At 69.4% G+C, this 12367-nt stretch carries 11 protein-coding genes; 10 read left to right on the forward strand and 1 reads right to left on the reverse strand.

Going from position 1 to position 12367, the window contains the following annotated elements; all coding sequences use genetic code 11:
* The first annotated feature begins 3 nt into the window (after positions 1 to 3).
* From FVO59_RS16400 to FVO59_RS06150, 8 genes are all read left to right on the forward strand, one after another.
* Positions 4 to 2055 carry an FAD-dependent oxidoreductase gene (locus tag FVO59_RS16400; RefSeq protein ID WP_259363473.1) on the forward strand — a complete coding sequence of 684 codons (2052 nt, stop codon included), beginning with the start codon at positions 4 to 6 and terminating at the stop codon, positions 2053 to 2055.
* Positions 2056 to 2275: 220 nt separating this feature from the next.
* Complete coding sequence (locus FVO59_RS06120) at positions 2276 to 3562, forward strand: adenylosuccinate synthase (protein ID WP_182255711.1); 1287 nt, start codon at positions 2276 to 2278, stop codon at positions 3560 to 3562.
* Between the two features lie 143 nt (positions 3563 to 3705).
* Positions 3706 to 4812 carry a lactonase family protein gene (locus FVO59_RS06125; RefSeq protein ID WP_182255713.1) on the forward strand — a complete coding sequence of 369 codons (1107 nt, stop codon included), beginning with the start codon at positions 3706 to 3708 and terminating at the stop codon, positions 4810 to 4812.
* A 120-nt stretch (positions 4813 to 4932) separates the two neighbouring features.
* Entirely contained in the window at positions 4933 to 6342 is a 1410-nt protein-coding gene (locus tag FVO59_RS06130) for a dihydrolipoyl dehydrogenase family protein (RefSeq protein WP_182255715.1), read from the forward strand.
* 177 nt (positions 6343 to 6519) lie between these two features.
* Positions 6520 to 7344, forward strand: a complete 825-nt coding sequence (locus FVO59_RS06135; protein ID WP_182255717.1) for an ABC transporter ATP-binding protein — start codon at positions 6520 to 6522, stop codon at positions 7342 to 7344.
* Complete coding sequence (locus FVO59_RS06140) at positions 7341 to 8012, forward strand: ABC transporter permease (protein ID WP_182255719.1); 672 nt, start codon at positions 7341 to 7343, stop codon at positions 8010 to 8012. The genes FVO59_RS06135 and FVO59_RS06140 overlap by 4 nt, the downstream gene beginning before the upstream one ends.
* Positions 8009 to 8737, forward strand: a complete 729-nt coding sequence (locus tag FVO59_RS06145; protein ID WP_182256543.1) for an ABC transporter permease — start codon at positions 8009 to 8011, stop codon at positions 8735 to 8737. Before FVO59_RS06140 ends, FVO59_RS06145 begins: the two co-directional genes overlap by 4 nt.
* A 19-nt stretch (positions 8738 to 8756) precedes the next feature.
* Entirely contained in the window at positions 8757 to 9680 is a 924-nt protein-coding gene (locus FVO59_RS06150; protein ID WP_182255721.1) for an ABC transporter substrate-binding protein, read from the forward strand.
* 53 nt (positions 9681 to 9733) lie between these two features.
* Here FVO59_RS06150 and FVO59_RS06155 read toward each other — a convergent pair whose 3' ends face one another.
* The gene (locus FVO59_RS06155) at positions 9734 to 10978 is read right to left on the reverse strand and encodes an AI-2E family transporter (protein ID WP_182255723.1); all 1245 of its coding nucleotides are present in this window, start codon (positions 10976 to 10978) and stop codon (positions 9734 to 9736) included.
* An 87-nt stretch (positions 10979 to 11065) separates the two neighbouring features.
* Between FVO59_RS06155 and FVO59_RS06160 the strand changes: the two genes are divergently transcribed.
* Positions 11066 to 11377: a chorismate mutase gene (locus FVO59_RS06160; RefSeq protein WP_182255725.1), complete on the forward strand. Its 312-nt coding sequence runs from the start codon at positions 11066 to 11068 to the stop codon at positions 11375 to 11377.
* An 85-nt stretch (positions 11378 to 11462) separates the two neighbouring features.
* Positions 11463 to 12356, forward strand: a complete 894-nt coding sequence (locus FVO59_RS06165) for an SIS domain-containing protein (RefSeq protein ID WP_182255727.1) — start codon at positions 11463 to 11465, stop codon at positions 12354 to 12356.
* Positions 12357 to 12367: the final 11 nt, after the last annotated feature.

Genomic DNA, 12367 nt, shown 5'->3' on the forward strand with positions numbered 1-12367 from the left:
ATCATGGGCGAACTCTGGCTGGAGAACCAGTTCCGTAATCCGGAGGGGAATCCCTACTACTGGGATCTCGTCGTGCTCGAGGCCGTTCGGGCCGAAGAGAACATCACCTTGTTCCTCAACACAGATGTCCATGAAGTAGAGGCGAGCGGTTCACCGGAACAGAGACGCATCGACTCGGTCACTGGGTGGCAGATGGGGTCAGAGCGTCGAATCCGTTTTCGGTCTCCGGCGTACGTCGACTGCTCGGGCGATGCGCTCGTGGGGCATCTTGCCGGTGCTGAGTACATGATCGGGCGGGAGAGCCGGGAGGACTTCGGAGAGTCCTGGGCTCCAGATGCCACCGATTCGGAACTGCTCGGGTCGACGATCCTGTTCTACAGCAAGGACGCCGGCCACCCCTCCGAGTTCGTGCCGCCATCGTTCGCCGTCGACATCTCGCAGACGGATATCCCGAGCCGGCGCGTGATCCGCAGCGACATGCGCGGCTGCGCGTTCTGGTGGATCGAGTGGGGCGGGGAGCGGGATGTCACGGATGAGAACGAGCTCATCCGCGATGAACTGCAGGGGATCTGCTATGGCATCTGGGACCACATCAAGAACTCGGGGGAGTTCGAGGGGGTCGAGAACCTCACCCTGGAGTGGATCGGCGCCGTGCCTGGCAAGCGGGAGTATCGGCGTCTGATCGGCGACCACGTGCTCACGCAGGAGGACATCCTCAGCCAGCGGGACTTCCCGGACGCAGTCACGTTCGGCGGCTGGTCAATCGATCTGCATCCGGCGGGTGGCGTGTACAGCTCGGCCCCCGCATCACGCCACTGGTTCTCGGATGGCAACTACGACATCCCGCTTCGCTCCCTCTACTCCCGCAATGTCGGCAACCTGTGGATGGCGGGGCGGAACATCTCCGCGACGCACGTGGCTTTCGGCTCCACTCGCGTGATGGCGACCTGCGCCGCGCTCGGCGAGGCGGTGGGATTGGCGGCGGCGATCGGCACGCGTGAGGGCCTGACACCGCGAGAGCTCGCCGGGGTCGAGTTCTGGCGCATGCGTGCAGCGATGACACGGGCCGACTCGAGCGCACTCGGGTTGCGCCATCTCGATCCGAGTGATCACGCGTTGGATGCGCGTGTCTCCGCCTCATCCACGCGCGCTGTGCTCGAGACGACTCCTGGTGGTGAGGCCCTCGCCCTCGCCTCCGACCTGGCGGTCGTCGTGCCGGTGTCAGGCGATGTCCTGCAGCTCGAGATCCGTGTCGGCGCGATCGAGGACAGCGTGCTTGCCCTCGACGTCCACGGGGTGTCCAAGGCCCGCAACTACCTGCCTGATCGGGTTCTCGCCAAGACGACGATCGACGTGGCCGCCAGCGACCCGGCGTGGTTGCGGGTGGATGTGCCACTTCCCGCACGTCCGGCGGAAGACGGCGAGAACGTGGTCGTCGTGCTCCGCGCTGACGACCGAGTGTTCGTCGAATCGTCCGACGCCGATGCTCCCGGGCTGAGCTTCATGCGCCGGAGGCCTCTGGAAAGTCACGAGGCATGGCCCCTGCAGTTCCGACACTGGAAGCGTTTTGCGACGGGGCAGGGGTTCGCTGTGCGGGTGCGGGGGGTGACAGGGACCTTTGCGCCAGCGCGCGTGCTCGGGGGCTACAGCCGCCCTTACGGTGGACCGCAGATGTGGTCATCCGAGAGGCTCGCCGTCGACGCGAACCCGACGCTGGATCTGAGTTGGGATGCGCCCGTGTCCGTGCACGAGGTGCAGGTGCTGCTCGACGCAGACCTCATGATTGATCTGGTCAATCTCCACCATCACTGGACGCCGGACCGCATCATGCCGACGCTGCTGCGTGATTTCGATGTTCTGGTCCGGATCGGCGGCCGGTGGTCAACGTTGCAGAAGGTCCGCGAGAACCGTCACCGCCGCGTTCGCATTCCGCTCGCGCTCCCGATCGCAATCGACGGATTGCGCATCGTGGCTCACGCCACAAATGGTGCCGACCACGCGCACGTGGTCGGTGTGAGGGCTTTCGGCACTCCAGCGGCGCCCAGCAGTCAATGACGAACACACGGTCGAGCGACGTCAACCGCTCATGGCTGACACCTTCCGGACTCTCGAGATGCTTCTGAGCCCACGGCGGTAGGGGTGCCATCTGTGGCACGTATCGGCCGTGGCCCCAGGGGGCGAAAGGCCTCTCCGATAGGATGGACTCGCCCGATCAGGGCCAGCTCATCTGCCGGTGCAAACCCGGCGAAAGCGTGCAGCACCAGGGGGTACACGCATGCCAGGAATCGTGATCGTCGGCGTCCAGTGGGGCGATGAGGGCAAGGGCAAGGCCACCGACCTGCTCGGCGAGCGCACCGACTGGGTGGTCAAGTTCAACGGCGGCAACAACGCCGGCCACACGGTCGTCATCGGCGACGAGAAGTACGCCCTGCACCTGCTGCCCTCGGGCATCCTCAGCCCGGGTGTCAACGCGGTCATCGGCAACGGCGTGGTCGTCGACCTCGCCGTGCTGTTCCAGGAGCTCGACGCGCTCGACGCCCGCGGCGTCGACACCTCGCGCCTGAAGATCAGCGCCAACGCGCACATCATCACCGCGTACCACCGCACGCTCGACAAGGTCACCGAGCGCTTCCTCGGCAACCGGCGCATCGGCACCACCGGCCGCGGCATCGGACCCGCGTACGCCGACAAGATCAACCGCGTCGGCATCCGGGTGCAGGACCTCTTCGACGAGAACATCCTGCGCCAGAAGGTCGAGGGCGCGCTCGACCAGAAGAACCACCTGCTCGTGAAGGTGTTCAACCGCCGCTCGATCACGGTCGACGAGATCGTCGACGACCTGCTCTCGTACACCGAGCGGCTGCGCCCCATGGTCGCCGACACCGGCCACCTGGTCGACGAGGCGCTGAATCGCGGCGAGGTCGTCGTGTTCGAGGCAGGCCAGGCGACCATGCTCGACGTTGACCACGGCACCTACCCCTTCGTGACCTCGTCGACCGCGACCGCCGCGGGAGCGGCATCCGGATCCGGCGTCGGCCCCAACCGGCTCGACCGCATCGTCGGGATCGTGAAGGCGTACACCACCCGTGTCGGCTCCGGCCCGTTCCCGACCGAGCTGGACGACGAGGTGGGCGAGTGGCTGCGCAAGACCGGCGGCGAATACGGCACCACCACCGGCCGCGAGCGCCGCACCGGATGGTACGACGCCCCGATCACCCGCTACGCGACCCGCGTGAACGGCATCACCGACATCGTCCTCACCAAGCTCGACGTGCTGACCGGTCTCGACCGGATCCCGGTGTGCGTCGCCTACGACGTCGACGGCACCCGCTTCGACGAGGTCCCGGTGAACCAGACCGACTTCCACCATGCGAAGCCGATCTACGAGGAGTTCCCGGGGTGGAGCGAGGACATCTCGAAGGCCCGCTCCTTCGAGGACCTGCCGCAGAACGCGCAGGACTACGTGCTCACCCTCGAGCGGATGAGCAACACCCGCATCTCGGTGATCGGCGTCGGCCCCGCCCGCGACCAGGTCATCGTGCGTCACGAGCTGGTCGACTGAGCACCGGTTCGGCGGTTCGTGGACACAGATGTCGGCGCGATGCACGGATGTCGGTCGATCCTGCCGAATCCGGCCGACGGGCGTGAGATCCGCCGACATCTGTGCAAGACGAGCGGAGCGGTGACGAGCGGAGCGGATGACGCATGACGCGATTCTGGGCCGGCGGCTACGGCGCCGACATGGACGGGGAAGCCGAGGGCATCGGCGTCCTGTCGGTCGATGACGGTCGAGGGCCGTCGACGCTGCGGCACCGCGGGGTCGCGGCGGCCGCGCCGTCGCCATCGTGGCTGGCCGCGCACCCGACGCTCGACGTCGTCTACGCCGCGCTGGAGGGCCAGGGCACGGTGCAGGCCTTCGCTCGCGCCGGCGAGGCGGCACTGCGCCCGCTCGGCGAGCCGGTCAGCGCGGGCGAGGGCGTCTGCCACCTCGCGGTCTCGCCCCGCGGGCGGATGCTGATCGCCAGCTGCTACGGCGACGGCCGCGTGGCCCGCTTCGGCATCGCCGACGACGGCGCGCTCGTGCCGCCCGGCGTCGACAGGGCGGCGGCTCTGCGTGCGGCGCTGTTCGGCGAGCCGGATGCCGACGAGGGGCCGGATGCCGATCCGTCGCGCGCCCGCGATCCGCACCCCGTGCCCGCCGGCGCCGATCCGCGGCAGTCGCACGCCCATGCGGCGGTCTTCCTCCCCGACGGGCGGATCGCGACCACCGATCTCGGGTTCGACCTGGTGCGCATCTGGAGGGTCTCGGGGACGGCGCTCGCCCTCGACCACGAGGTCGTGCTGCCGCGCGGCACCGGCCCGAGGCACCTGGTGCTGCACCCCAGCGGGCATCTGCACGTGGTCACCGAGTACTCGTGCGAGGTGTTCACCCTGGCATCCGCTCGCGACGGGAGCTGGGGCCTCGTCGCCGCGACGCCTGCATCCCCGATCGCGCAGGTGGGATTCGACTTCCCCGCCGAGCTCGCCGTCTCGCGCGACGGCGACACGCTCTACACGGCGCTGCGCGGCAGCAACACCCTCGCGGCGCTGCGCGTGCGCGGGGGCGGGGAGGTGCTCGAGCCTCTCGCGCTCTCCGACTCCGGTGTCGACTGGCCGCGTCACCACCTCGTCTACGACGGCACCCTGCTCGTATCGGGGCAGCGCTCGGGATCGGTGAGCGTGGTCGATCTCGACGAGCGCACCGGCGCTCCGCGCGATGTGCGCCACGTCACCGCGGCACCCACGCCGACGGTCATGCTGCCCGCGCGCTGAGTCCGTCGATCGCAGCCAGGCGTCCCGCGCACCGATCGAGCCGGTTCGGACCCACTGCCTGAATCGGGAATCGCCTGTCAACCCGTGGCGTCGCCTCGTCTGCTCGGCAAGACTGGCGGAATGAGCGACGAATACGACCTCATCGTCCTGGGCGCCGGCCCCGTAGGGGAGAACGTGGCGGATCGCGCCGTCGAAGGCGGCCTGACCGTCGTCATCGTCGAGAGCGAGCTCGTCGGCGGCGAGTGCTCGTACTGGGCGTGCACGCCGTCGAAGGCGCTGCTGCGGCCCATGCAGGCGCTGCGCGTCGCGCAGCACGTCCGCGGCGTGACGGGAGGCTCCGTCGCGCCCGCCGAGGTGCTCGCCAGGCGCGACCGATTCGTGGCGGATTGGTCGGATGACGGTCAGGTGACGTGGCTGCGCAGCGCCGGCATCGACCTGGTGCGCGGACAAGGCAGGCTCACGGGCGAGCGCGAGGTCACGGTCGCCGCCGACGACGGAGAGCGGGTGCTTCGCGCGAGGCACGCCGTCGCGATCGCCACAGGATCGGATGCGGCGATCCCCGGCATCCCCGGCCTTCGGGACGCCCGACCGTGGACCAGCCGCGAGGCCACCAGCGCCCAGCAGGTGCCCGCGTCGCTCGCCATCATCGGCGGCGGAGTCGTCGGCGTCGAGATGGCGACCGCGTATGCGGGGCTCGGATCGGCGGTCACGCTCATCGCCAGGCACGGGCTCCTTGAGCGGATGGAGCCGTTCGCCGGCGAGCAGGTCGCCGACGGGCTGAGGGAGCTCGGGGTCGATGTGCGGCTGAACGCGCAGACCAGCGCGGTGCGCAGGGACGGCGGCACGGTCACGCTCACCCTCGACGACGGTGAGGAGATCAGGGCCGACGAGGTGCTCGTGGCCGCTGGACGCACGCCGCGCAGCGCCGGCATCGGCATCGAGTTGGCCGGTCTTCGCCCCGGCAGCCCCATCGAGGTCGACGACACGATGCGGGTTCCAGGGGTCGACTGGCTCTACGCGGTCGGCGACGTGAACGGCCGGGCGCTGCTCACGCACCAGGGCAAGTACCAGGCGAGGGCCGCCGGCGACGTCATCGCCGCCCGGTCGCGCGGCGAGGTGGTGGCCGACGACGCGTGGGGCAGGCACGTCGCCACGGCCGACCACGCCGCGGTGCCCCAGGTCGTGTTCAGCGAGCCCGAGGTCGCCTCGGTCGGCCTGACGGCGGATGCCGCACGCGACACGGGACGTGAGATCGAGGTCGTCGACTGCGACTTCGCCTCGGTCGCCGGCGCAGCCCTGCATGCCGACTCCTACCGGGGCAGGGCGCGGATGGTGGTCGACACCGAGCGGGAGGTGATCGTCGGCGCGACCTTCGTCGGCGCCGATGTCGCCGAGATGCTGCAGGCGGCGACGTTCGTCGTCGCCGGCGAGGTGCCGATCAGCCGTCTCTGGCATGCGGTGCCCGCGTATCCGACGATGAGCGAGATCTGGCTGCGACTGCTCGAGGCGTACGGCAGGCAGTCCGCGTGAGCCGCGGCGACGCGCGCCTGGCCCGGCGTCGGCAATCCGCTGCGCCGTCGGCTCCGAACCCTTGTCATGGCCGGAAAAGCCGTGGGTTCCGGCCGCAATGTCCGTGACGTCGCCTACGCTCGAATGGATGCCAGGAGGTACGTGCATGAGAGCTGTCCCCGCAGGAGTCGAGATCCGATGATCGAGTTCAGGTCGGTCACCAAGACGTTCCCCGATGGCACGCGCGCCGTCGACGATTTCAGCCTGGTCATCCCGTCGCACAAGACGACGGTGTTCGTCGGATCGTCCGGCTGCGGCAAGACCACGCTGCTTCGCATGATCAACCGCATGGTCGAGCCCACGTCGGGCGAGGTCGAGATCGACGGCGAGAGCGTGCTCGGCGGCGACCCTGTGGCGCTGCGCCGGCGCATCGGGTACGTGATGCAGAACTCCGGCCTCATGCCGCACTTCACCGTGATCGACAACGTCGCCACCGTGCTGCGCCTCACCGGCGTCTCGCGCCGCGATGCGCACGCGAGGGCTCGCGAGATGCTCACCACGGTCGGACTCGACCAGTCCCTCGCCGAGCGCTATCCCAGCCAGCTGTCCGGTGGGCAGCAGCAGCGCGTCGGCGTCGCACGAGGGCTCGCTGCCGACCCGAACATCCTGCTGATGGACGAGCCCTTCGGGGCCGTCGACCCGATCGTCCGCGCCGACCTGCAGCAGGAGCTCATCCGTCTGCAGGTCGAGCTCGACAAGACCGTCGTCTTCGTGACCCACGACATCGACGAGGCCTTCCTGCTCGGCGACCAGGTGGTCATCCTCGACCGAGGGGCTCGTGTCGTGCAGGTCGGCAGCCCCAGCGAGATCATCGAGAACCCCGCGGATGCCTTCGTCGAGGCCTTCATCGGCGCCGAGCGGGGCCGCAGGGCGCTGACCGTCAAGCAGACGGCGAACGGGGCGGTCGTGGTCGACTCGGAGGGCCGCACGCAGGGGCGTCTGGTGGCGGAGCCGGGCGCATGACCTGGGTGGTGGACAATCTGGGGCTCATCGTCGAGCTCACCGTGACCCACCTGCGTCAGAGCCTCATCCCCATCCTGCTCGGCCTGCTGCTCTCGGTGCCGCTCGGCTGGATCGCCTGGAGGTACCGGCTCGTCCGCGGGCCGCTCATCGTGCTGACGGGTCTGTTGTACACGATCCCGTCGCTCGCGCTGCTGATCCTCATGCCGGCGGCGCTCGGATACTCGGTGATCAGCGAGGAGAACCTCGTCGCCGCGCTGACGATCTACGCCGTGGCCATCCTCGTGCGCGCCGTGGCCGACGGACTCGACTCGGTGGACGCGGACGTGCTCCAGGCGTCGACCGCGATGGGCTACGCCGCGCCGCGGCGCTTCTTCGCCGTCGAGCTGCCGCTCGCCGGCCCCGTGATCCTGGCCGGTCTCCGCGTGACCGCGGTGTCGACGATCTCACTCGCCACGGTCGGCATCCTGATCGGCGTGAGGAACCTCGGCTACCTGTTCACGAACGGTCAGCAGCGCAGGCTCATCCCGGAGGTGCTGGCCGGGGTCGTCGCCGTGGTCGTCATCGCGCTGCTCGTCGACCTCGCGCTCATGCTCGCGGGGCGGATGCTCATGCCGTGGACCCGCGCGACGTCGATCACGGCGCGACAGTCGAAGGCGGTCAGCGCATGAACCTCTTCGCCGACGCACTCGCATGGCTGTTCTCACCAGACCGCCTGGTGGGGACCTACGCGCTGCCCACTCTGCTCGTCCAGCACCTGCTGTACACGATCGTGTCGGTCGCCGTCGCGGCCGCGATCGCCCTGCCCGCCGGCTGGCTGATCGGCCACACCGGCCGAGGGCGCGAGGTCGCCGTCGCTGTGTCGGGTGCCGCCAGGGCGATCCCCTCATTCGGACTGCTCGTGCTGCTGGTGCTCGTGCTCGGCATCCTGCAGACGCCGCTCGCCGCAGTGATCACCTTCGTCCTGCTCGCGATCCCCTCGCTGCTGGCGGGGGCGTACACCGGCCTCGAGGCCATCGACCGGCGCGTCATCGACGCCGCGCGCGCGATGGGGATGACGGAGTGGCAGATCTTCACGCGGGTCGAGCTGCGACTCGGGCTGCCGCTGCTGATCGGCGGGCTGCGCTCGGCGCTGCTGCAGGTGATCGCCACCGTCACGATCGCCGCCTACGTCAACCTCGGCGGCCTCGGGTGGCCCATCATCCAGGGCATCCCGCTGAGCCGCTTCGACCAGGTGCTCGGCGGGGCGATCCTCGTCGCCCTGCTCGCTCTCATCGTCGACCTCCTCATGGCGCTCGCCCAGCGAGCAGCCGTCCCCGCCGGGCTGCGCACCCCCGCCTCCGGAGCACCCGCCTCGACCTCGCGCGCTCGCCGCGTGGCATCCGTCCCCGCCTGATCCCCATCGAAAGGCCGCCATGTCCACCCATCGCAAGACCCGCACCGCCTTCATCTCCGGCATCGCCGTCGTCGCCGCGCTCTCGCTCGCCGGCTGCGGATCGAACACGAACCCGCTCGACAAGCCCGCCGGCGACGGCGGCGACACGGGCGGCGGCGACACGATCGTCGTCGGCTCCCAGGCGTACTACTCGAACGAGATCATCGCCGAGATCTACGCCCAGGGCCTCGAAGACGCCGGCTTCACCGTCGAGCGCACCTTCAGCATCGGCCAGCGCGACGCCTACATGCCCGAGGTCGAGTCGGGCAACATCGACGTCTTCCCCGAGTACACCGGCAACCTGCTCGAGTACCTCGACAAGGAGGCGACGGCCACCAGCCCCGACGATGTCTATGCGGCGCTGCAGGACGTGCTCCCCGACGGGCTCACCGCCCTCCAGTTCGCCGACGCGAGCGATCAGGACACCTACACGGTGCTGAAGTCGTTCGCCGACGAGAACGGTCTCACCACGATCGCCGATCTGTCGAAGCTCAGCGAGCCCGCGACCATCGGCGCGGCGCCCGAGTTCGAGCAGCGCCCCTACGGCCCGGCCGGCGCCAAAGACGCCTACGGCGTCGACCTGAAGTTCTCGGCCACCGGACAGGGCACGCTCGACGCGCTGCTCGCCGGCACCGTGCAGGTGGCCGACATCTACACCGCTGACCCGGCGTTCCAGACCGAGGAGATCGTGGCGCTGGAAGACCCCGAGAACATGATCCTCGCGTCGAACGTCGTGCCGCTCGTCTCGAGCGACATCGCCGACGACGTCCGCGACGTCATCGATGCGATCAGCGCGGAGCTGACCGCCGAAGACCTCGTCGACATGAACGTGCAGAGCACGGTCGACCAGAAGTCGTCGGCCGAGATCGCCACGGCCTGGCTGAAGGAGAAGGGCCTGATCTGACCTCGACGGCATGAGCGCGGCCGGGTGGGCCTCCCACCCGGCCGCGCGTTCTGTCAGACGCGGGCGTCCTGCCGTGGGATGAAGATCTGATTCAGCACGATGAGGATGGATGCCGTCGCCGGCACCGCGACGAGGGCGCCGAGCAGCCCGAGCAGGGTGCCACCGACCAGAGCGCCGATCACGACGAGCAGACCAGGCACGGACACGGTGCGGTTCATCACCTTCGGGGTCAGCACGTAGGCCTCGATCTGGATGTAGACCAGGTAGACGACACCGAAGATCAGCGCGTTGACCGGGTTGGCGAGCACCGCCACGACCGTGCCGATCGCGAGGAACAGCAGCGGGCCGACCAGGGGGATGAGCGTCACGAGGAACGCCACGACCGCCATCAGCGGCGGGAACGGCAGCCCGAGAAGCAGGTACAGCACGAGCGCCATCATCGAGTTCGCGAACGCCAGGATCACCATGCCCTGCACGTAGCCGCCCACCGACTCGGTGATCTGCTCGACGATGCCGCGGGCCTGCGAGCGCTTGCGCGCCGGCGCGAGACGAAGCATCGAGGTGATGATGCCGGGGAGTCCGACGACGAAGTACAGGGTGAGCACGAAGACGATCACGAACGCGGAGATGCCGGTGGCGATCGAGCTGCCGACCTTCAGCGCGCCGCCACCCAGGGCCGTGAGCGTCTTGCCGTCGGTGAGCAGCTTCTCGCCATCGGCCAGCAGCGAGTCGATCTGGTCTCCGAACTGCTTCTCGAGAAGGAGGTAGAGGTCGGTGTGCATGAAGTCGTCGATCACCTGGGGCACCGACTTCACGAAAGACGAGACCTGCTCGACGACGACGGGCACGATCATCACGAGGATGAGTCCCACCGCGACGACCAGGGCGACGATGACGATCGCGACGCTGAGCCCGCGTGAGAGCCCGCGCCGCTCGAGCAGCCGCACGGCGGGGTTGAGGCCGAGGGCGGCGAACAGGGCGAACGCGACATAGACCAGGACGGTCGACAGGTTGGTGAGCGCCAGCGCGAGCAGGAAGGCGGACAGGCCGCCGAGGGTGATCAGGAACCCGAGCCGGAACGGGCGGTCCATGCGGGTCCAGGTCGAGCGGCGGGGCGTCGGGGCATCGGCGGGGGAGGGATGCTCCGCCCGCTCAGCGGCCTCCGCGGTGTCGTCCGCCTCGTCGGCCGCGCGGATCTCTGCGGCCTCCGCGTCGTCGGCCGCGCGGGTGGCCCTGGATTCGGCGCGGGAGTCGCCGCTGTCGCGGGAAGCGGACGACGACGGTTCTTCGGTGCTCATGGCGATTACTCTAGGGCGGCGTCGGCGCCGACCTGTCATGGCGACGCGGGGGTTGACTATCGTGAGAGTCCCGACCCCAGGAGGATCATGTCCGACGCCGCCGCCCCCGCCGACGCCGCCCGTGCCGAACTGCTGCGCCTGCGCGCCAGCATCGACAACATCGACGCCGCGCTGATCTTCATGCTCGCCGAGCGGTTCCGCTGCACGCAGCAGGTGGGCAGACTCAAGGCCGAGCACGAGATGCCCGCCTCCGACCCCGGGCGCGAGGAGCAGCAGACCGCACGACTTCGGGCACTCGCCGAAGAGGCGCACCTCGATCCGGAGTTCGCCGAGAAATGGTTCAACTTCGTCGTCGCCGAGGTCATCCGGCACCACACCGAGGCGGCCGAGGGGCGCTGATCCCGCTTCAGTGTGTCGCAGTTTCATGGCACAATATGAGCGTTACCCGCTCTTAAGCGTCAAAAACTTGCATCCAGGAGTTGCCATGACCATCACCGCCGGCGCGCACATGCGCGTGGAACTCACCTCGCAGCCCGACACCTGGGCCCGCGCGGCCGCGATGCGCGACGAGCAGGCCCTGCTCCCGGCATCCGGCGCGCGCATCGCGGTGGTCGGCTGCGGCACCTCCTGGTTCATGGCGCAGGCGTACGCGTCTCTGCGAGAGACCGCCGGTCACGGCGAGACCGATGCGTTCACGGCATCCGAGTTCCCGTTCGGCCGCGGCTACGACGCGATCGTCGCGCTGACCCGCTCCGGCACGACGACCGAGGTGCTCGAGCTGACCGAGCGCGTCACGGGCTCGACGCCCGTGGTCGCCGTGGTCGGCGACACCACCTCGCCGCTCGTCGACCTCGCCGACACCGTGATCGGCCTGCCCTTCGCCGACGAGCAGTCGGTCGTGCAGACCCGTTTCGCGACCACGGCGCTCGCGCTGTTCCGCGCCTCGCTCGGCGAGAACCTCGACGCCGCGATCGCCGATGCGCGGAACGTGCTCGACGGCGCCGACGACACCGCCCTCCGCGACGCCGAGCAGTACAGTTTCCTCGGCATGGGATGGGCGATGGGTCTCGCCCACGAGGCCGCCCTCAAGATGCGCGAGTCGTCGCAGTCGTGGACCGAGTCGTACAGCTCGATGGAGTACCGCCACGGCCCGATCGCGATCGCCGCTCCCGACCGCATCACGTGGCAGTTCGGCGCCGCCCCCGACGGCCTGCAGGCGCAGGTCGAGGCGACCGGTGCACGGTTCGTGCAGCACGCGATCGACCCGATGGCCGACCTCGTGCGTCTGCACCGTGTCGCCCTCGACCGCGCCATCGCGAAGGGCCTCGACCCCGATCAGCCGCGCAACCTCACCCGCTCGGTGATCCTCGCCGGCTGACGACCGACGAC

The organism is Microbacterium esteraromaticum, from assembly GCF_014084045.1.
Taxonomy (GTDB): Bacteria; Actinomycetota; Actinomycetes; order Actinomycetales; family Microbacteriaceae; genus Microbacterium; species Microbacterium esteraromaticum_D.